The sequence below is a fragment of the Streptomyces sp. NPDC045956 genome, from assembly GCF_056430705.1.
The window spans coordinates 407,071-427,747 of sequence record NZ_JBWKKZ010000002.1; the positions used below are offsets into that span (position 1 = coordinate 407,071).

At 75.1% G+C, this 20,677-nt stretch carries 15 protein-coding genes and 1 pseudogene; 11 read left to right on the top strand and 5 right to left on the bottom strand.

The annotated features are described in order from the left end of the window. Positions 1 to 178 precede the first annotated feature (178 nt). On the top strand, positions 179 to 340 hold the full coding sequence (locus AC07FV_RS07550; RefSeq protein WP_383638329.1) for a hypothetical protein: 162 nt from the start codon (positions 179 to 181) through the stop codon (positions 338 to 340). 97 nt (positions 341 to 437) lie between these two features. Further along, positions 438 to 830: pseudogene (locus tag AC07FV_RS07555) on the top strand (DUF3662 domain-containing protein); the annotation flags it as partial. Between the two features lie 371 nt (positions 831 to 1,201). On the opposite strand, the gene AC07FV_RS07560 reads toward AC07FV_RS07555, so the two are convergent. Continuing rightward, a complete protein-coding gene (locus AC07FV_RS07560; protein WP_479085391.1) occupies positions 1,202 to 1,909 on the bottom strand; it encodes a nucleoside/nucleotide kinase family protein in 708 nt (235 codons plus the stop codon). Between the two features lie 54 nt (positions 1,910 to 1,963). Here AC07FV_RS07560 and AC07FV_RS07565 point away from each other — a divergent pair, with 54 nt between their 5' ends. The 4 genes from AC07FV_RS07565 to AC07FV_RS07580 all read left to right on the top strand — a co-directional run bounded on the left by AC07FV_RS07565 (position 1,964) and on the right by AC07FV_RS07580 (position 7,299). Beyond that, a complete protein-coding gene (locus AC07FV_RS07565) occupies positions 1,964 to 2,704 on the top strand; it encodes a beta-phosphoglucomutase family hydrolase (RefSeq protein WP_479085392.1) in 741 nt (246 codons plus the stop codon). After that, a complete protein-coding gene (locus AC07FV_RS07570) occupies positions 2,701 to 5,055 on the top strand; it encodes a glycoside hydrolase family 65 protein (RefSeq protein WP_479085393.1) in 2,355 nt (784 codons plus the stop codon). The genes AC07FV_RS07565 and AC07FV_RS07570 overlap by 4 nt, the downstream gene beginning before the upstream one ends. Positions 5,056 to 5,226: 171 nt before the next feature. Then, positions 5,227 to 6,705, top strand: coding sequence for a hypothetical protein (locus tag AC07FV_RS07575; protein WP_479085394.1), 1,479 nt, complete (start codon positions 5,227 to 5,229; stop codon positions 6,703 to 6,705). 96 nt (positions 6,706 to 6,801) lie between these two features. Beyond that, the gene (locus AC07FV_RS07580; protein WP_479085395.1) at positions 6,802 to 7,299 is read left to right on the top strand and encodes a DUF5709 domain-containing protein; all 498 of its coding nucleotides are present in this window, start codon (positions 6,802 to 6,804) and stop codon (positions 7,297 to 7,299) included. A 93-nt stretch (positions 7,300 to 7,392) separates the two neighbouring features. Here the strand turns inward: AC07FV_RS07580 and AC07FV_RS07585 are convergent, their stop codons facing one another. Continuing rightward, complete coding sequence (locus tag AC07FV_RS07585) at positions 7,393 to 7,614, bottom strand: hypothetical protein (protein ID WP_479085396.1); 222 nt, start codon at positions 7,612 to 7,614, stop codon at positions 7,393 to 7,395. Positions 7,615 to 7,805: 191 nt separating this feature from the next. Here AC07FV_RS07585 and AC07FV_RS07590 point away from each other — a divergent pair, with 191 nt between their 5' ends. Further along, the gene (locus tag AC07FV_RS07590) at positions 7,806 to 10,076 is read left to right on the top strand and encodes an MMPL family transporter (RefSeq protein WP_479085397.1); all 2,271 of its coding nucleotides are present in this window, start codon (positions 7,806 to 7,808) and stop codon (positions 10,074 to 10,076) included. Here AC07FV_RS07590 and AC07FV_RS07595 read toward each other — a convergent pair. Next, entirely contained in the window at positions 10,048 to 11,157 is a 1,110-nt protein-coding gene (locus AC07FV_RS07595) for a PP2C family protein-serine/threonine phosphatase (RefSeq protein WP_479085398.1), read from the bottom strand. The two genes, AC07FV_RS07590 and AC07FV_RS07595, sit on opposite strands and share 29 nt — an antisense overlap. 59 nt (positions 11,158 to 11,216) lie before the next feature. Then, the gene (locus AC07FV_RS07600) at positions 11,217 to 12,431 is read right to left on the bottom strand and encodes a glycoside hydrolase family 64 protein (RefSeq protein WP_479085400.1); all 1,215 of its coding nucleotides are present in this window, start codon (positions 12,429 to 12,431) and stop codon (positions 11,217 to 11,219) included. A gap of 386 nt (positions 12,432 to 12,817) precedes the next feature. Here AC07FV_RS07600 and AC07FV_RS07605 point away from each other — a divergent pair, with 386 nt between their 5' ends. Beyond that, positions 12,818 to 13,717 carry a GNAT family N-acetyltransferase gene (locus tag AC07FV_RS07605; protein ID WP_479085401.1) on the top strand — a complete coding sequence of 300 codons (900 nt, stop codon included), beginning with the start codon at positions 12,818 to 12,820 and terminating at the stop codon, positions 13,715 to 13,717. A gap of 186 nt (positions 13,718 to 13,903) precedes the next feature. Here AC07FV_RS07605 and AC07FV_RS07610 read toward each other — a convergent pair whose 3' ends face one another. Then, positions 13,904 to 14,794 carry a Gfo/Idh/MocA family protein gene (locus AC07FV_RS07610; RefSeq protein WP_479085403.1) on the bottom strand — a complete coding sequence of 297 codons (891 nt, stop codon included), beginning with the start codon at positions 14,792 to 14,794 and terminating at the stop codon, positions 13,904 to 13,906. A 416-nt stretch (positions 14,795 to 15,210) separates the two neighbouring features. On the opposite strand from AC07FV_RS07610, the gene bdeA reads away from it, so the two are divergent. The 3 genes from bdeA to AC07FV_RS07625 all read left to right on the top strand — a co-directional run bounded on the left by bdeA (position 15,211) and on the right by AC07FV_RS07625 (position 20,661). Further along, on the top strand, positions 15,211 to 16,131 hold the full coding sequence (gene bdeA / locus AC07FV_RS07615) for a bis(hydroxyethyl) terephthalate hydrolase (RefSeq protein WP_479085405.1): 921 nt from the start codon (positions 15,211 to 15,213) through the stop codon (positions 16,129 to 16,131). Positions 16,132 to 16,350: 219 nt separating this feature from the next. After that, positions 16,351 to 19,257, top strand: coding sequence for a helix-turn-helix transcriptional regulator (locus tag AC07FV_RS07620; protein ID WP_479085406.1), 2,907 nt, complete (start codon positions 16,351 to 16,353; stop codon positions 19,255 to 19,257). A gap of 117 nt (positions 19,258 to 19,374) precedes the next feature. Next, positions 19,375 to 20,661 (top strand): PucR family transcriptional regulator, encoded by a 1,287-nt coding sequence (locus tag AC07FV_RS07625; RefSeq protein ID WP_479085407.1) that lies wholly within the window; start codon positions 19,375 to 19,377, stop codon positions 20,659 to 20,661. The last annotated feature ends 16 nt before the right edge of the window (positions 20,662 to 20,677 follow it).

The following is a 20,677-nucleotide window of genomic DNA, read 5'->3' on the forward strand; positions in this document are numbered from 1 at the left end:
GCCTCCCCGCCTTCCACTTCCTTTGTCTGGAAGTTTGCCGCCCCCCCCCTCCCCCCCCCCCCCTCCCCCCGCCCCCCCCCCCCCCCCCCCCCCCCCCCCCCACGGCGGGGGATAGCACCGCGCTCCGCGGGAACCCGCTGCCCGTAAGCAGTCGCAGCAGGCACGAGGAGAGGCAGTCATGACCGTCCCGGAAGAGAACCGGCCGAAGACCGACACCACCGACGACGTGCTCGGCCGGCACGAGGACGACGCTCCCCGCCCCCCGGGAGGCACCGGCCGGACCCTGCGGGAAGCCCTGGAGGAGGCGCATGTCCGCCCCGACGACTTCGACGAGCACTGAGCGTCCGGCAGCGCTTGCGCCGGCGCGTCCGACAGCCGCACCGCGACCGGGCCGCACCCTGACGGCCGCCCCCGAGACCCCCGGCAGGTGACATCGTATGGGCGCCCTCAGCGCGCTGGAGAAATCCCTGGAGAACCGTCTGGAGGCGCTCCGGGCGCGCCTCTTCGAGAAGGACCCCGTCGAACTCCTCGACGCCCTGCACACCGAGTGCGACGACAACGCGGTGGTCTCGCCCGCGGGCCGGGTCATGGTGCCCAACGCCTACGACGTCGCGCTCGCGGGCGCCGTCCACGACGAACTGGCGTGTCGTGACGGCCGGGTGGGGCAGGTGCTCACCGACAGCCTGGTCCGTCACGCCGAGCGGCACGGGTACGAGTGGGCGGGCCCGCTGGCCGTGCACATCACCAGGTCGGACGACGTGCCCAACGGCCGCTACCACGTGGCGAGCAGCGTGATGCCGCACGTCAGCGCCGGCGGTTTCCCGCACGCGGAGTCGAGGCCACGCCCCGCGGGCGAGGCGGCCCGGCCGGACGAGCCGTCCCCCGCACCGGACCCGGCCACGGCGCCCGCCCCGGCCGTCACCCCGGGCCCGGCTCCCGCTCCGTCGCAGGCTCAGGCTCCGGCGCCCACTCAGGTTCCGGCGCCCGCTCCCGCTCCGGCGCCCGCTCCCGCTCCAGCGCCCGCCTCGGTTCCGATAGTCGCCGCCCCGGCACCGGCCGCCGCCCCGGCACCGGCCAGCGCCTGGCCGACCCCCGCTCCCGCCACCGTGCGGCCGGCGTTCGGTGACGCTTAGGGGGTCCCCCGTCCGGCGACGCCCGCCCGCCTGCCCGCCTGCCGCACCGGGCGCCCGTCCGGCGGGCCTCAGGCGCCGGGCGCCCGGTCCTCGCCGTGCCCCACGCCCGGCATCGCCCCCGCCGGCACCACCAGGTCGGCGCGGTCCCGGACCGCGGCGACCAGGTCGGCGTTGCGCTGGTCGGTACCGAGCGTCCAGGCGACGGCGTCCGCACGGGACTTGCCGAACCGCTCGTGCCGGGCCACCAGCCGGCTCACCCGCACGGACTCCGGCACCTCGCAGAACCACACCTCGTCGAGCCGGGCGCGCACCCGGGCCCAGGCGCCGGTCCCGAGCAGCAGGTAGTTGCCCTCCGTCACCACCAGCCGAGCCGACGCCGGCACCGGTACCGCCCCGGCGATCGGCTGCTCCAGCACCCGCTCGAAGCCGGGCGCGTACACGACGTCGTCGTGGCCCTCTGTGTGTCCGTCGCGCCCGTCGTGCTCCTCGCGCAGGCGGCGCAGCAGCGCGGCGTAGCCGGCGGCGTCGAAGGTGTCCGGCGCGCCCTTGCGGTCCCTGCGGCCGAGCCGGTCCAGTTCGGCGTCGGCCAGGTGGAAGCCGTCCATGGGCACGTACGCGACCCACGGGGCACCGTCCCCGTTCAACTCCCGCACCAGGGAGCGGGCCAGCGTCGACTTCCCGGCGCCGGGAGCGCCGGTGATGCCGAGGATCGCGCGGGGCCGGCCCTCCGCGAGGGCGCGGGCGCGTACGAGGAGGTCGTCGAAGGCGAGGGACACGCCGAACAGTGTGTCACCCGATCGGAGCCGCCCCGGCGGGGAACTGTGTCGGGTATGACGACGCAGCTCGGGCTTCCCGAGGACATCCAGGCCTGTCTCTTCGACCTCGACGGGGTCGTCACCAGGACGGCGGTGGTGCACGCCGCCGCCTGGAAGGAGACGTTCGACGCCTTCCTGCGCGAGCGGGACGGCGCGGACTTCCGCCCCTTCACCGACTCCGACTACGGCGAGTACGTCGACGGCCGCCCCCGCGCGGACGGCGTGCGCACCTTCCTCGCCTCCCGCGGTGTCGAACTGCCGGAGGGCGGCCTTGACGACCCACCCGACGCCCGGACGGTCAACGGGATCGGCAACCGCAAGAACGAGCTGGTCCTGGAGAAGATCCGCACCGACGGGGTCGAGCCCTACGAGGGCACGCTGCGCTACATCGACGCGGTCCGCGCCGCGGGCCTCGCCACCGCGATCGTCTCCTCCAGCGCCAACACCCGGGACGTGCTGCGCTCCATCGACGCCGAGCGCCTGTTCGACGTCCGGATCGACGGCGTGGTGGCCCGCGAACGGAGCCTGCCGGGCAAGCCGCACCCCGACACCTTCCTGGCGGCCGCCCGCGACCTCGGTGTCGAGCCCGCCCGCGCCGCCGTCTTCGAGGACGCACTGGCCGGCATGGACGCCGGACGCTCCGGTCACTTCGGCTATGTCGTCGGCGTCGACCGCGTGGGCCAGACCGACGCCCTCTACGCCCACGGCGCCGACCGCGTCGTCAAGGACCTCGACGAGCTGGGAGACCGCGCGTGATCACCAACCGGACGTACGCCGTCGAGCCCTGGTCCGTGCGCGAGACGGACCTCAACCTGGACCTCCTCGCCCAGAGCGAGTCCGTCTTCGCCCTGTCCAACGGGCACATCGGCTGGCGCGGCAACCTCGACGAGGGCGAACCGCACGGCCTGCCCGGCAGCTACCTCAACGGCGTCTACGAACTGCACCCGCTGCCGTACGCCGAGGCCGGCTACGGCTACCCGGAGGCGGGCCAGACCGTCATCAACGTCACCAACGGCAAGCTGCTGCGGCTCCTCGTCGACGACGAGCCCTTCGACCTGCGCTACGGACGGCTCGGCAAGCACGAACGCACCCTGGACCTCAGGCGCGGCGTGCTGGAGCGGAGCTGCGAGTGGACCTCCCCGGCCGGTACGACCATCCGGGTGCGCTCCACCCGGCTGGTCTCCCTCACCCAGCGGGCCATCGCAGCCGTGCAGTACGAGATCGAGCCCGTCGACAGCCGGACCCGGGTCGTCATCCAGTCGGAGCTGGTCGCCAACGAGACCCTGCCCGACCCGGACGGCGACCCGCGGACGGCCAGGGCGCTGGAGTCGCCCCTGGAGCCCGAGGAGCACATCGCCATCGGAACCCGGCTGCGCATGGTGCACCGCACCCGGCGCAGCGACCTGCGGGTCGCCGTCGCCGCGGACCATGTCGTCGACGGACCGGAGGGGACCGCGTACCGCAGTGAGAGCAGCAGCGACGTGGCCCGGCTGACCATCACCTCGGTCCTCGCCCCGGGCGAGCGGCTGAAGGTGCAGAAGACGGTCGCCCACGGCTGGTCGGGGGCCCGCTCCCGGCCCGCGATGGGGGACCAGGTCGAGGCGGCGCTGGCGGCGGCCGCGCACGGCGGCTGGGAGGGGCTGGTGGCCGAGCAGCGCGCCTACCTGGACGACTTCTGGGCCAGGGCGGACGTCGAGGTGCACGGCGACGAGGAGATCCAGCAGGCGGTGCGCTTCGCCCTGTTCCACGTGCTCCAGGCAGGGGCCCGCGCCGAGCAGCGGGCGATCGCGGCCAAGGGCCTGACGGGTTCCGGCTACGACGGTCACGCCTTCTGGGACACCGAGATGTTCGTGCTGCCCGTCCTGACCTACACCGAGCCCAGGGCCGTCGCCGAGGCGCTGCGATGGCGGCAGGACACCCTGCCCGCGGCCCGGGACCGCGCCACCCAGCTCGGGCTGCGCGGTGCCGCGTTCCCGTGGCGGACCATCGACGGCTCCGAGGGCTCCGCGTACTGGCCGGCCGGCACGGCCGCCTTCCACGTCGCCGCCGACATCGCGCACGCCGCGGTCCGGTACACGGCGGCGACCGGCGACACCGCCTTCGAGCGGGACACCGCGCTGGAACTCCTGGTGGAGACGGCCCGGCTGTGGCGCTCGCTGGGGCACCACGACCACCACGGCGTCTTCCACATCGACGGTGTCACCGGCCCGGACGAGTACAGCGCCATCACCGACGACAACACGTACACCAACCTCATGGCACGCTCGAACCTCCTCGCCGCGGCCGACGTGTGCGAACGCCACCCCGACGAGGCGGTCCGGCTCGGCGTCGACGACGAGGAGAGCGCCGCCTGGCGGGACGCGGCCGAATCGGTGCACATCCCCTACAACGAGGAACTCGGCGTCCACGAGCAGCACTCGGGCTTCACCCGCCACCAGCGCTGGGACTTCGCCCGCACCACGGCCGACCAGTACCCGCTGATGCTGCACTTCCCCTACTTCGACCTCTACCGCAAGCAGGTGATCAAGCAGTCCGACCTGGTGCTGGCGATGTACACCTGCGGGAGCTGGTTCGACGCCCACTGCGACGAGGACCAGATCGCCCGCAACTTCGCCTACTACGAGCCGCTGACCGTGCGGGACTCCTCGCTGTCCGCGTGCTGCCAGGCCGTCGTCGCCGCCCAGACGGGACACCTGCGCCTGGCCTACGACTACGCCGCCGAGGCCGCCCTGATGGACCTGGCGGACCTGGAGCACAACACCCGCGACGGACTGCACATCGCCTCCCTGGCCGGTACGTGGATGGCGCTGGTCGCCGGGTTCGGCGGCACCCGCCGGGACGGCGAGAGCCTGAGCTTCACGCCGCGCCTGCCGGAGAAGTTCAGCCGCCTCGCCTTCCGGCTCCAGTTCCGCGGCCGGTGCCTGCGGGTGGAGATCGACGCCGACGAGGCGACGTACACGCTGCTGGCGGGCGAGCCCCTGACGATCCATCACCACGGGACGGCGCTGCCCGTCAACGGGGAAGGCCCCGTCACCCGCCCCATCCCCGAGCCCAAGCGGCGCCCCACGCCCGAGCAGCCCCCGCACCGCCGCCCCAACGACCGGTGACCGGCCCGGTGCGGGCACGGGCGGTACGGCGCGACTGGCCGAGTTCCGCCCTGCGCTTCGGTGGCACACGGGTTAGTTTGACCTTGTTTTCCGGGTTTCCGGGCTCCCGCCACCGGCGGCAGGAGGTGAGGACCGAGCGGCTCCGCGACGAGCGGGGATGAGGGGTGCACGATGGCCGACGGCGCCAACGCCACGCTGGCCGGCGGACGGCGGGGCCATGCGGACGCGACGACGGGGGCCCCGCGGCGACCCGGCGGTGAGGCCCTGCCCGCGGCGGTGGCCGCCGTCTTCACGGTGGTCCAACTGGTCTTCGTCCGTCCGGGCATGGGACTCGGCTGGGACGAGACGGTGTACGTCAGCCAGGTCACCGCCCACCACCCCGCAGCGTTCTTCAGCGCGCCCCGCTCCCGGGGCGTCTCCCTGCTGGTGGCGCCCGTCGCCTCGTGGTCCTCGTCCACCGAGCTGCTGCGGCTCTACCTCGCCGTGCTCTCCGGTCTCGGCCTGTACCTCGCCCTGCGGTCCTGGCGGGGCCTCTTCCCGGCCCGCGTCCTGGCCACGGCCGGGGCCTTCTTCGCCACCCTGTGGGTGACCGTCTTCTACGGTCCGCAGGCCATGCCCAACTACTGGGTCGCCGTCGGCGCCCTGGTGTGCGTCGGCTGCTTCCTGCGGGCCTGGCAGGGGCTGCCCGGCCGGGCCGTGCCGTGGGGTGTGGTCGCCGGGGCCGCGCTGATGGCGTGGATGCGGCCCACCGACGCCGTCTGGGTGACGCTCCCGCTGCTGGCGCTCGCCCTGGTACGCGGCCGCGGGCTGCTGCTGCTCGCCCTGGCGGGAGGCCTCGCGGCCGGGGGAGTGGAGTGGGTGATCGAGGCCTACGGCTGGTACGGCGGCCTCGGGGAGCGGCTCACCCGGGCCTCGGAGATCCAGGGCGGCCTCGGCTGGAACCTCGCCGTCGACGACCAGATGCGCAGCCTGGGCGGACGCGGCCTGTGCCGCCCGTGCACCGGATCGCTGCCGCACCCGGTGGTGACGGCGTGGTGGGTCCTGCTCCCCTTCGTCGCCGCCCTCGGCGTGGTCGTCGCGGTGCGGGCCGGGCGTGCCATGCGCACGCTGCTCCCCTTCGTGTGCGCCGGGACGGCCGCGCTGCCCTACCTGTTCCTGATCGGTTACGCGGCGCCCCGCTTCCTCCAGCCCGCCTACGCCCTGCTGGCCGTCCCGGTCGCCGACGCGCTGTGGCACCTGGTCCGCACGGAACGCGGCCGGTGGCGGCCGGTGGCGGCGACCGTGGTCGGGCTCGCGCTCGCCGGACACCTGGCGGTGCAGTTCGCCGTCCTGGAGGGCACCGTGGACCGCAACGTCGAAAGCCGCCGGGACTGGTCCCGGGTCGCCGACGAGCTGCACCGGCTCGGCGTCCGCCCGCCCTGCCTGGTCACCGGTCACGAGTCCATCCCCATCGGCTACTACGCCGGGTGCTCCTCCGGCGCGACCGGCGGCAACAACGAGAACACCACCGACGGCGAGATCCTGGACACCGCCCGCCGGATCCCGGTCGCCGCCGTCACGGGGCCGAACGGCGCCACGCCCGGCTACGCCCGTGACTGGACCCCGCACCGCGTCACCGACCTGACCGTCCGGGTGGCCCCCCGGCGCTGAAGATCACCGGCTCGGACAGGGTTGGAGATCGCGTATCGGGAAACGCGAACCGGACACAGAGATCACGAGCCGACGCAGCGCGAGAGGGAGGCAGCGATGGGCACGGACCCGATGGCCGACGACGTCTACCAGCCCACCGGAACCAACGAGGAGCAGGAGGACGCCGCGCCCCTCGACCTCCAGGACGCCGTCGACGAGCGCACCTACGACGACACGCTCGACGAGGGCTACTCCCCGCCGGAGAAGCCCCTGGGCGTGACCAAGCACGGCACCACCGCCGCCGAGCAGCACGACGGCGAGACGCTCGACCAGCGGCTGTCCCAGGAGGTGCCGGACGTGACGGCGCCCGACGGGGACGGAGTGGGCGACCAGCCCGACGGCGAGGGCGAACCGGTCGACCCCGAGGCGGGGGACGAGCGCTCCGGCCGGCTCGTCGCCCCCGACGAGGGGGTACGCGCCGACACGGTCAAGGAGACCGTGGCCGAGGACGTCGGCATCGACGGCGGTGCCGCCGGGGCCGAGGAGGCCGCCATGCACGTCGTGGAGGACGAGACGGCACTGCCGGACCGGGAGGACGACGGCCGGACCGCCTGACCCCACGCCCCCGGGCGGGAGCGGCCCGCCACCCGGCCCGGACCGGTGCCCTGCGCACCGGTCCGGGCCTCGCCGTGCCGGGCGGCCGCCGGGTCAGGGCAGCAGCTTGTCGAGGGCCGCGGGACCCTCCTCGTCCAGCTTGCGCCGGGCCCAGTCGAGGTTCTTCGGGGTGACGTCCCGGCCGGCCGCGAGGACGAGGTCCTCCGGGGAGACGTCGGTGCCGGTGCGGGTGTGGAGCAGGGCGTCGGGGGTGGCGCGGTCGTCGTCCGCGCGGGCTGCGGACCGCCGCGAGGCGTCGGGCTGTGACGTCGACATGATCGGTGCTCCTCGGATCCGGGTCGCTGATTCGGTGCCGTGCTGTTGTCGGTCCCGAATATCCCGATATCACCATTCAATGCGGACGCGGCCCTCGCATCCGGAGAACGGACCGGCCCGGCGTGCCGGACGGCTCCACGCCCCGTGTAATGAGACCTGTCGATCACTTCGCCCGGCAGAAGGACCAGGACATGCCGCGAGCACGCACCGGTGCCGGGGGACGGGGGAACGCGAGGGCGGGGGGCCTGAGGCGATGGGGCGAGTGGTGCGCCCGCCACGGGGTGGTGGTCGTCGTGGCCTGGCTGGCCGCGCTGGTGGTGCTGAGCCTGACCGACCGCTCCTTCGGCGGTGACTACGCGGACGACTTCGACCTGCCCTCCGCGCAGTCCCAGCAGGGCCTGGACGTCCTGCAACGGCACGACCCGGCGGCCGGCGGCTACAGCAGCCAGATCGTCGTCCACGACGCCGACAAGGCGCTGACCTCGCTCGACTCGCAGATGAGCACCGCGGTGGGCGACCTCCAGAAGCTGCCCCACGTGCTGTCCGTCCAGAACCCCCTCACCGCGGGCCCGGCCACCGGCTCCACGTCCGGGCCGAACGAGGGCCCGCTGGCGACGGACGGCCGCACCGGCTACATCGCCGTCCGCTTCGACACCCAGCCCGCCCAGCTGGGCGACGGCTACCTGGACGGCGTGGACGACGCCGTCCAGCCGCTGCGCGCCGCCGGTGCCGAGGTCGAGTACGGCGGAGCCCTCGGCGAACTGGCCCGCCCCGACGCCGACGACCGGGTGAGCGAACTCGTCGGCTTCGGCGTCGCGGTCGTCGTCCTGCTGATCGGCTTCGGAAGCCTGCTCGCCGCCGTCGCGCCCCTGGTGACCGCGCTGATCGCCGTGGTCGGCGGCCTGTCCTGCCTCGGCCTGCTCGCCGCCGCGTTCACCTTCGCCACCGTCTCCCCGACCCTGGCCACGATGATCGGACTGGGCGTCGGCATCGACTACGCCCTGTTCCTGATCACCCGGCACCGGCAGAACCTCATGGACGGGGCCGACCCGGTGCGCGCGGCCGGACACGCCGCCGCCACCAGCGGCCGTGCCGTGCTGGTCTCCGGGAGCACCGTGATCGTCGCGCTCGCGGGCCTGTACGCGTCCGGCGTGTCCTTCATCGGCAAACTGGGCGTGGCGGCCGCGGTGACGGTCGTCTCGGCCGTCCTCGGCGCCCTGACTCTGGTACCCGCCCTGCTGGGTCTGCTCGGCCGGCACATCGACCGGCTGCGGGTGCGGCGCCCCGTCGCCGAGACGGACGCCGAACCGGGCGCCGAGCCGCACGGCACCTGGCACCGCTACGCCCGGCGCGTCGAGCGGCGGCCCTGGCACTTCCTGGCCGCGGGCGTGGTGGTGCTCGGCGTCCTCGCCGTCCCCCTGTTCTCCCTCCGGCTCGGCCACATCGACGACGGCGCCGACCCCACCTCCTACACCGACCGGCGGGCGTTCGATCTCATGACCGACGCCTTCGGACCCGGTTCCAACGGCCCCCTGACCGTGGTCGTCGACCAGGACGACGTACCCCAGTCGCAGCGCTCGGACCTCGCCGACCAGGTCACCAAGAGCCTCGACGGCCTGTCCGGGACGGCGGCGGTGACCCCCGTGGCCCCGACCCAGGACGGCGACGTCCTGCTCGCCACGGTCTACCCGGCCCACGCCCCCCAGGACGCCGCCACCACCGACCTGGCCAACCGCCTCGTGGACAGCACCCTGCCCGACGCGGTCGCCGGCACCGGTGCGAAGGGCTACGTCACGGGCACCACCGCGTCCCAGGTCGACTTCCGCGACCTCGTCGCCCAGCGGCTGCCGCTCATCATCGGCGTCGTCGTCGCCCTGGCCTTCCTGATCATCCTGGTCGTCTTCCGCGGCCTCCTGGTCGCGCTCAAGGCGGCCGTCCTCAACGTCCTGTCGATCGCCGCCTCCTACGGCGTCGTCGTGGCCGTCTTCCAGTGGGGGTGGGGCGGACCCGCGCTCGGCGTCTCGGGCACCGTGCCCATCGAGAGCTACGTCCCGATGATGATGTTCGCGATCATCTTCGGCCTCAGCATGGACTACGAGATCTTCCTGCTCTCCCGGGTGCACGAGGCCTGGCTGCGCACCGGGGACGCGAGGGGGTCGGTGGCCCACGCCCTGGAGATCACCGCGCGGGTGATCACCTGCGCGGCCCTGATCATGGTCAGCGTCTTCGCCGCCTTCGTGATCAGCGACAACATCGTGGTCAAGATGCTCGGACTGGGCCTCGCCGTCAGCGTGCTCATCGACGCCACCGTCGTACGCCTCCTGCTGGTCCCCGCCGTGATGACCCTGCTCGGACGGCACGCCTGGTGGACGCCCCGGTGGCTCGGACGGATCCTGCCGCACATCGACGCCGAGGGCGACCACGCGGGCGGCGTCAGCGGGCCGGCGGGGGCGAAGGAGTGAGGACGAGCATCGTGACGTCGTCCTCCACGTCCGGGCAGAAGCGCACGAGGTCGGCCCAGACGCGCTCGGGCAGCACGGCGGGGTCCTCGCCGGCGAGGGCGGCCAGCCGCTCGGCCAGCGGGTAGTACGCCCCGTGGGCGTCCCGGGCCTCCACCACCCCGTCGGAGGCGAGGAAGAGCAGGTCGCCCCGGCGCAGCGACACCGTGCACGCCTCGATGGCCCCCGAGTCCGGCAGCCCCATGCCCAGCGGCGTCCACGGCGAGACCCGCACCTCCGTGGCGCCGCCGTCGCGCAGCAGCAGCGGGGGAGGGTTGCCGCACACCACCACGTCGACCCGCAGCGCGTCGGCGGAGAACTCCAGCAGCGCCGCCGTGGCGAACAGCTCCGCGTGCCGCGCGTGCGCCGAGTCCACCAGCAGTCTGCGGTCGAGACGGCCGGCGACCGACGCGAGGTCGGGCTGGTCGAGCACCGCCTCCCGGAACGCCCCCAGCAGCGAGGCCACCGTCGAGACCGCCGACAGCCCGTGCCCCTGCACGTCCCCCATCACGACCCGCACGCCGAACGGGCCGTCCCGCACGTCGAAGAAGTCGCCCCCGACGAGGGTCCCGCGCTGTGCGGCCCGGTACAGCCCCGCACAGCGCAGCGCCCCCACCCGTTCGGGCAGCGGGGGCACCACGGCGTGCTGGGCGGCCTCGGCGACCGTGCGCTCCTGGTCCAGCTGGGCGTCACGGCGACTGCGGACGAAGGACACGAACACGCTCAGACCCGCGACGAAGACCACGGTGAGCAGATCGGCGTCGCCCGGCCGGTCGAGCTGGAAGACGGGGACGGTCAGCAGCGCCACCACGGCACCGCACAGCAGGGCGGTCGCCATCGGGCCGTACGACAGGACGGCCAGCGGCGGGATGGCGCCGAGCAGGAAGCCGACGTCGAGACGGTCGTCGCTGACCAGGGTCGCGACGCAGACGGCCACGACGAGAGCCGGGGGAAGCACCCGTACCCAGCGGGGCGGCGGGGCGCCGCTCAGCCAGCTCCGCCGTTCCTCGCCCCGGCGCGGTGACCGGGCCGACACCTTTCGCACATCACCACGCTCCTACGCCGCCCCGGCTCCCGCACGCCGAGCCGGGGCGGCTTACGGGGCTAGAAGGCGGTGAGCGTCAGCCGGATGCCGGTGGGCGCGGTGTCCTGGATGTACGAGGCGAAGTCGGCCACGTCGTCGAAGGCGAACCCGTACGCCCTGCCGTCCTCGGTCGCCGCGTGGACCGCCTTCGCGTAGTGGTTGGTCAGCGCCGTCCGGTAGAACGTCGCGGGATCGGTCGTCGGCTGGTCGGCCGAGGAGACCAGCGTGGAGCGGTTGAACCCGGCCCCCAGGACCGCCGCGACCGGCCCGGTCGTCCCGTCGTTCGGCGCGGCGAGCGCACCGTCGCAGAAGAGCACGTCCCGGGTGGACGGCCGGGCGAAGGACACCGGGGCGGGCCCGTCGAAGGTCAGCCGGTCACCGCGCACCCGCCCGGTGAAGGTGCCGGCGTTGGTGGTGATCCGCAAATCCCTGCCGGTGTAGGTGCTCCACACCTCGTCGATGTACGGAGCCAGGTAGTCCTTCGGGAACAGCCCGGCGTCCAGACCGTGGCCGGGCGCGATCACCCGGGTGTCGCCCACGACCAGCGGCGCGAACTCCTCGACCTGCCGCACCGCCTCGAAGACGGCCGCCCGCCCGCCCGGACGCACGGTGCCGGTCGTCTGGTCCCTGGCTCCGGTCAGCCGGATGGCGAGCGGCACGCTGAACATGTCGACCATGGTGGTGTTGCAGAACATCCCGGCGGAGTTGTAGGTGAACTCCGCGCAGTCGTGCAGCACCCCGTGGTTGGGGTCGGACCCGACCCAGCCCGCCGGGTACTGGAGCGCGGGGTTGCCCGCCCCGTCGGTGACCACCTTGAACTTCAGCTTCTCGCCGAGCGACACGTAGATCCGGCCGGAGAGGTACGGCAGTGACAGCGTTGTCTCCCCGCTGCCGGCGAGGCTGATCGCGTAGTCGGTGTAGCCGTCCGGGCCGTTGTCCGACAGCGCCACGGGCGCGACGGCGCCGTCGGGGGTGACGCGCACCTGGCGGCCGTCCTGGTTGCCGACGATGTAGACGTGCACGTCGGCGTTGCGATAGGAACCGGTGCCGTTGACGATCGTCAGCGGCAGGGCGGCCACCGCCCCGGCCCGGGGAGCGGCAGCGGATCCGTCCGCGGTGACGCCCGCGAGGGCGTGCGGGGCGAGGGCGGCGACGGCGGGGGCCGCCACGACCGCTCCGCCGAGGGCGGCGAGCAGCTTGCGGCGGCCGAGGGGGCGCTGGTGACGAGGAGTCATGTGGGGGGTCTCCAGTGTGATCGGGGCATGACAGAGTGAGGGCGGGATCCGTTGAGAGCGCTCTCACGCCGGGCCCGATGGTACGCAGGACACCAGGGCCGGCCAACCGTCCGCGGGTAGTCCCAAAGCCCCTGTCGCGCCAGGTACTTGGGGTTGTCCGATCTCGCCCGGAATCGCTTAACCGGTGCTTAAGGCCCGCTTAATCCGAGCCGGAAAACGGGTGGCCGCACACGCCCGGCACCCGTACTGTGAGGGCCACGCCCCGAGGCCGACGGAAGGAGGGCAGAGCCGTGCAGTCCATCCCGCTCCCGCGCTCCCTCCCCGCAGTCCCGGCGTACCTCGTCTGACCGGGAGCGCGCCCCGCATCACGCATCCCGGAGGAATCCGTGACCGATCTGGTCATCCGCGCGCTCGACGAGAGCGACGCCCGTCTTTTCGACACCCTGCCCGACCCGCTGAACGCCCGTGAGGGCCACCGGCTCACCCGCCACCGCCCGGACTGGAAGCGCGTCGCCCTGCGCGACGGCGCCGTCGTCGCCCGCGGCGCCTGGTGGGGCGGGCCCGACGACACCGCACCCGTCAACCTCAACTGGTTCGACGTGGCCGAGGGGGAGGAGGAGGCCGGAGCCGAACTCCTGCGCACGGCCCCCTGGCAGGTCGAACTGGAACTCAACCCGCCGGGCACCTGGCGCGAGGAACCCGCCGTGCGCGCCGCCACCGAGGCCCGGTTCGCGGCCGCACGGGCGGCGGGGTACGACCTTCTGGTCGAACGCTTCCTGTACCGGTGGACGCCGGAGTGCGGGCTGCCCGTCCGGCCCGGCCGTCTGGACTTCCGCCCCGAACCGGACGACGCCGTGTTCTTCGACGCGCTGCGCCGCATCCACTCCGTGACCCTGGACGCCCACGCGCTGATGGACATCGAGGAGGGCGGCCTCGACCGGGCCGCGCAGGCGGAACTCGACTTCTTCCGCTGGTGCCCGTCGCCGCGGGAGTGGTGGCAGGTGGCGTACACCCCGCAGGGCCGGCTCGCGGGCATCCACATACCCGCGCACAACCCGTCCGGCCCGTGCGTGGGCTTCATCGGCGTCCTGCCCGAACACCGCGGCCGCGGGTACGCCTTCGACCTGCTGGCCGAGTGCACCCACTTCCTGGTCGAGCGGGGAGCCGAGTTCGTCTCGGCCGCGACCGACCGGGGGAACACCCCCATGGCCGCCAACTTCGCCAAGGCCGGCTACCCGGTGGTGCGGGAGAGGATCAACTTCCGGCCGCCGGCGGCCGGTCGCTAGCCGGCCCGCGGGAAGCCGACGCGCAGAACCGGCCCGCGGGAAGCCGACGCGGAGAACCGGTCCGCGGGGAGCTGACGCGCAGGAGGCCGGCCCCCGGGAAGCCGGCCGCGGAAGGCCGATCCGCGGGTAGCCGGCCCGGAGCCGGGGGAGACCCCCGTCGGCCGGGCCGGCCTTCCCGGCCGGCCCCTACCGCCCGTCCAGCAGGGCCTCGGCCTCGGCGAGGATCTCGGTGACCCGCAGCCCGAACGAGACGTCGCACGGGTGCGGTCCACCGCCCGCGGCGGAGGACAGGAGCGCGTCCGCGGCCCGCATCAGCGCCGGCACCGGCCCCTCACCGTTCTCCGGGTTCTCCGGCATCAGCGTCACGCCGGCCCGGCCGCGCAGCTCCACCGCCGCCCCCGCCGCGGCGGGCGGCGCCGTCAGACTGAGCGTGAGCGAACTGGACGCGCCGCCGGCGTGGTCGAGGACCAGGTGGACGGTGTCCCCGGGCCCGGGTGCGGCCGCCGCGACGCGCGTGGCGTCGCCGAGGACCGGCAGCAGCACGGACAGCGCGTGCGGCCCCACGTCCCACAGGGCGCCCTTCTCCCGCCGCCACGGCGAAGCGGCGAACGGGCTGTCGCCGGTGAACACCGCGCCGAGCCACTGCGCCCGCGCCGTGAACCACCCGCCCGTCGCCGCCTGTTGCGCGATCCACGCCCCGGTCCCGGGCTGGAAGCGGGCGGTGAAGAAGACGACCGAGGCCACGCCGCTCACCCGTACCGCCTCGACCACCGACCGCCCCTGCGCCACCGTCGCGGCGAGCGGCTTGTCGAGCAGCAGATGGCACCCGGCCCGCGCCGCGCGCACCGCCGACTCGGCCTGCACCGCCGGAGGCAGCGCGATCGCGACGGCCTCCACGTCGGCGAGCAGCGCGTCGACGTCGGCGTAGGCACGGGTGCCGTGCCGGTCCGCCAGCTCCTCGGCGGCCGCCGGGCGGCGGCCCCACACCCCCACGAAGTCCAGGCCGTCGTGCCGGCGCAGGGCGGGGGCGTGTGCCATGTCCGCCCAGGGGCCGGTGCCGAGCAGTCCGATACGCATTGCGCCGCCTCTCCACGGTGCCGGGCCCGACACCGCCGGACCCGGACGTTCCTCCAGGACGGCCGGCGTACGCCGCACCGGCCGACGCCGAGCGTGTCACACCGGCCGGCCACGCGCCGCTCCCGAGACGGACGGATAGGGACCGAGCGCGCGTGCCGCGGCCGGCCCGCGGGGCCGAGGGGCGGCCCACGCACCGGTCGTTCGAGTGTTTCCGCAGGTCGAAGCGGTGCCTGTCGCCCTCCGCCGGACCGCTGGTGATTCTGCCGATCCCCCCACCCGCCCCGCCCGCCGACAGTGGCACCGCCAGCTCATCGGCGAGGACCTCCGGTGGATGTGCCGGGACGCGACCCCACGTGTCCGGGCGTGTGCGACCACCGGGCGCGGTTCCCTCGCCACGACCGAGAGGACCCCTCCTCGTGCAGCAGAATCCCCACACCCACGCCGCCCGTCCCGCGTTCCGCGGAGCGCGGCGGCGGATGGCCGGCCTCACGGCGGCGGTCGCGGCCGTCGTCGGGCTCAGCACCCTCACCAGCCCGGGCGCCCAGGCCGCCGACAACCCCTACGAGCGGGGCCCGGCGCCGTCCCAGTCCAGCATCGAGGCCCTGCGCGGCCCGTACTCCGTGGCGGACACCAGCGTCTCCTCGCTCGCGGTCACCGGCTTCGGCGGCGGCACCATCTACTACCCGACCGACACCAGCGACGGCACGTTCGGCGCCATCGCCGTCGCGCCCGGCTTCACCGCGTACCAGTCCTCCATGGCCTGGCTCGGTCCGCGCCTGGCCTCGCAGGGCTTCGTCGTCTTCACCATCGACACCAACACCACGCTGGACCAGCCCGACTCCCGCGGCCGGCAGCTCCTGGCGGCCCTGGACTACCTCACCGAGCGCAGCTCCGTCCGGACTCGGATCGACAGCAGCCGCCTCGGCGTCATGGGCCACTCGATGGGCGGGGGCGGCACCATGGAGGCCGCGAAGTCCCGCCCCTCCCTCCAGGCGGCGATCCCCCTCACCCCTTGGAACACCGACAAGAGCTGGCCGGAGGTCACCACCCCGACGCTCATCGTGGGGGCCGACGGCGACACGATCGCCCCGGTCGCCTCCCACTCCGAGCCGTTCTACTCCAGCCTGCCGTCCCGCACGGACCGGGCGTACCTGGAGCTGAACAGCGCGACCCACTTCTCGCCCAACACGTCGGACACGACGATCGCGAAGTACAGCATTTCCTGGCTCAAGCGGTTCATCGACAACGACACCCGCTACGAGCAGTTCCTGTGCCCGCTGCCGAGGGCGAGCCTCACCATCGAGGAGTACCGGGGCAACTGCCCGCACACCTCCTGACGCTCCACACGGCACCATCCGGCGGCGGTCGCGGGTACCTCGCGACCGCCGCCGGCGCGTTGTGCCGGCGCACGGCCCCCGGACGGGACCGCTGGGCGCCGGCACAGTGCGTGACGGCGGCCGCGGGGCGCACATCCGCTGGTGACACGCCCCGCGGCCGGGCGGACGGGGCGGACCGATGGCTTCCGCGTCAGGTTACGCGCGCGTAACCTCCCGGGAATGACCGGAGAGACGACCGTACGTACGGCCGTGCGGATCCACGGCCGCGGCACCCAACGGCAAGCGGTGCGCTCCCTGTTGGACGGGCTGCGCACGCACAGCGGCCACCTCCTCGTGGCCGGCGAGCCCGGCCTGGGCCGGACCACCCTCCTCCAGTGGGCCGCCCGCTCCTTCCGCGCCGGTCCCGTGCTCCACCTCGGGACCGGCCCGCGGAGCAGACCGCCCGGCACCGCCGAGGAACTGCTCGCCACCCTGCGGACGACGGCGGGCCAGGGGCCCGCGCTCGTATGCGTCGACGACGCCCACCTGTGGGACACCCCGGCCCGGACCGCCCTCGGCGGCGCGGCGGCACGTCTGCACACCGCCGGCCGCGTCGGGCTGCTCCTCTCCGTCGCCGGACACCGCGCCGTCGACCCGGAGTTCGCCCACCTCCCCGTCGTCCGCCTCGACCCCCTCGCCCGGCCGGAGGCCGACGCCCTGCTCGACGACGTGACCGACGGCGCCGCCGATCCGGCGGTCCGCGAGGAGCTGCTGGCCGGGGCGGAGGGGAACCCGGCCCTGCTCCTCGCCCTCGTCCGCCGGCTGTCGCCCGCCGAACTGCGCGGGCACCGGCCCCTGCCCACCCCGCTGGTCGACGCCGGGAGCCTCACGGAGGTCGCGGGCCCGGCGCCGGCCCACATGTCCGCCGCCGACCGGGACCTGCTGCTGACGGTGGCGGCGGCCGCCCGGGCGTCGGACGCGCCGGACGTCGACGCCGGCGTGGCCCTCGACGCCGTACGACACCTGCGGCCCGAGTCCGCGACGGCCCCGTCCCTGGACGCCCTCCCCGAACCCCTCGCCCTGGCCGACGAGCGGCTCCGGTTCCACGGGCCGCTGGTCGGCCGCACCGTCCACGCCACCGCCGCACCGGACCGGCGCCGTGCCGCGCACCGCGCGCTGGCCGAGGTGCTGGAGACCGGCGGCCACCGGCTCCCGGCGCTGCTGCACCGCTCCTGGTCCCTGACCGGTCCGGCGCCCGAACCGTCGCTCGCGGACGGGTTGGCGGGGGCCGCCGCCGACGACGCGGCACCCGCCTCCCACCGGCTGCGCGCCACGGCGTACACCCGTGCCGCCGAGCTGACGGCCGACGGCCCGACGCGAGCCCGGCGGTACACGGCCGCGGCCGAGCAGGCCCTGCTCGCCGGCCGCCCCGACCGGGCACGCCACCTGCTCGCCGCCGCCCGGGGCAGCGCCGCGCCGGCCGAGGTGCGGGGGCGGGCCGAACTCGTGCGCGGGCTGACGGAACTCAGGGACGGGCCCGTCGGCGACGCTCACCAGTCCCTCCTGCTGGCCGCGTCCCTGCTCGCCGAGGACGCCCCCGCCGACGCGGCGACCGCCGCCCTGGCCGCCGCCAACGCCGCCTGGGCGGCCGGCGACCTGACGGCGTGTCTGGCCACGCTCACCCCCGGGCCGCCGGCCCACCCCGAGGAGGCCCCCGCTCCCGGGCGCGCCGCGGCCCCGCCTCCCGCCGGAGCCGGAGCCGGGGACGGGGGCGGAGTCGGGGACGGGGACGCACCCGTGCCGCCTCGTGCGGGAGGGCCACCGGGACCACCGGAGGGCGCCGCCGCGCGGGCCGAGCCGTCGGCACCGGCCGCCGGCGACCGGCACGAAGGGCGGACCGTGCCGCCCCCCGATCCGGTCCGCGACCACCGCGTCGGCATGCGGGCGCTGCTCGAAGGGCGGCTCGACCGCGCCGCCGCTCCGCTCGGGCACGTGGTCGAACGCGCCCGGACCGACGACCGGCCCGACGACCTGCTGCGGTCGGCCGCGGCCGCACTGCTGCTCGGCGACGCGGACGCCGCGCGCCAGGCCGGAGCGCGTGCACTGGCCGCCGCCCGGCAACTGCGTTCGGACGCGCTCGTACCGCAGGCACTGGAGTACCTCGCCTACGCCGAACTGCGCGCCGGGCGCCACCCGCAGGCCCGCACCCACGCGGAGGAGGGGCTGCGCACCGCGCTGCGCACGGGACAGCGCAACACGGCCGCCCACCACCGGGCCGTACTGGCCCTCGCGGCGTCGATCGAGGAGGAACCGGAGGCCGTCGCCGAGCACGTGTCCGCGGCGCTCGTCACGGCCCGGCGGCACGGACTGGCCCAGGCCGCCACGCTGGCGGAGTGGGCCGCGGCCCGGGCCGATCTCGGCCGGGGGCGCCCGCTGGACGCCGCCGACCGGCTCGGCCTGCTCGTGCTGCCGGGGCCCGGGCGCGGGCACTTCGCGGTGTGGCGGCTCGCCGTGCCCTGCTTCGTGGAGGCCGCGGTCCTCGCCGGACGCCAGGAGGACACCCGAGCCGTCCTCCCCGACTTCGCCGACTGGGCGGCCTTCGGCGCCGATCCGCAGGCAGCCGCCCAGCTGGCCCGCTGCCACGCCCTGCTCGCCCCGCCGGAGCGCGCCGACGACCTCTACCGGCATGCGCTGGCCCGCCACGACGAGGCGGGCGGCGACTTCGAACGTGCCCGCACCGCGCTGCTCTACGGCAAGTGGCTCCGCCGGCGGCGCAGACCGCGCGAGGCCCGCGGCCGCCTCGGCGCCGCCCTGGCCGGCTTCGACCGCTGCGGCGCCGGCGTCTGGGCGGCACAGGCACGCGGCGAGCTGCGGGCGCTCGGGGCGGCACCCCGGCCCGGGGACACCGGAGCGCTGACCGGCCTGACACCGCAGCAACTGCGCATCGCCCGGCACGTCGCCGAGGGCGCCACCAACCGCGAGGTCGCGCTGAACCTCGCGGTCAGCACCCGTACCGTCGACTACCACCTCCGGAAGGTCTTCGCGGCGCTCGGGGTACGGTCCCGGCTGGAGCTGGCCCGCATGGTCGAGCACGCCGAACAGGCCGGAGAGGCCGGTCAGGCCGAAAAGACCGGTGCACAACCCTAGGGACCGACCGGACGGTATGCCATCCTTCGGGGCAGGACGAGTCAGGGGGCGTGCCCGGCACGGGCGGTCAGCCCGTCGCGGGGCGCCTCCGCAAGCCCTGGCCTGGGGAGGACCGCGATGCAGCACGCCGTACGGTCACGAGCAGCGAACCGCGTCGGGCTGACGCCCGTTCCACGCCCGCGGACGCCGAGCGTCACGTCGCTGATGGACGCCGACGCCCTACGCGTCCTGCACCGGGCCGCCCGCGCCCTGCTGGACGACCTGCCCGGTCTGACCGACCGGCTGGTGGCGCTGCTCCAGGAGCAGGAGCCCGCCTACCGCGCCGCCGTCACGAAGGACCCCACGGCCACCTGGCAGGAGGCGCACCGCTCGCTGCGGCACAGCGTGGCCTCACTGCTCGACCCCCGCGCGGCCCGGGACGCGGCCCGCCGCTGCTCCTGGCGGATCGGCGCCGCCCGCGCCGAGCAGGGACTCCCGCTGGACGCCCTGCTGCACGCCTTCCGCCTGGGCGGCTCCCTGGTCTGGCAGCGGCTGGTCGAGGAGACCTCCCGGACCGCCCCCGAGGACGTGCGCCTCCTCGTGCACGTCGCCGCCGACGTGTGGAACTTCGTGGACGAGCACTGCACCCTGGTGGCCGACGCCTACCGGCAGACCGAGTGGCAGCTGAGCCGGCGCCGCGAGAACCGGGCCCGGCTGCTCGCCGCCGGCCTGCTGGACGGCACCAGCCGCATCGCGGACCTGCCCGAGGCCGCACAGGCGCTGGGCCTGCCGGAACAGGGCCGGTACGTCGTCGTGGCCGTCACCGGCGGGCACTGCGCCCGTCCCGACGCCGCCCGCGCCGCGGCCGTACCGTCCGGCGCCCGGGTCCACTGGCACGCCGGCGCCGAGAACGACTACGGCATCGTCCTGGTCGGCGTCGACGACGAGGGACTGCCCGAGGCGCCGGAGCCCGGGACGGACCGGGACACCGGGCCCGCCGGTCTGCGGATCGGCATCGGCAGCCCCGTCGACGGTCTCGCCGCCGTCGGCGACGCCCGCAGGTCCGCCGACACCGCCCTGGACATCTGCCCGGAGACCGGCGGCACGGTCCGGCTCGCCGACCACCTCCCCGCCGCCCTGGTCGTCTCCAGCCCTGACCTCGGCCGTGCCCTCGCCGGGAAGGTGCTCGGCCCCCTGCTGCGGCTGGAGCCCGCGGACCGTGAGGTGCTGCTGGACACCCTCACGACCTGGCTCGACTGCGACGGCTCGGCGCAACGGGCGGGCGAACGCCTGTACTGCCACCGCAACACGGTCCTCAACCGCCTGCGCCGTTGCGAGCAACTGACCGGCCGCTCTCTGGCCCGCCCCGCCGACCTGGTCGAGATCAGCCTGGCCCTGACCGCCCGCCGGGTCCTGCGCGACTGAGCACCAGCGCCGCCTT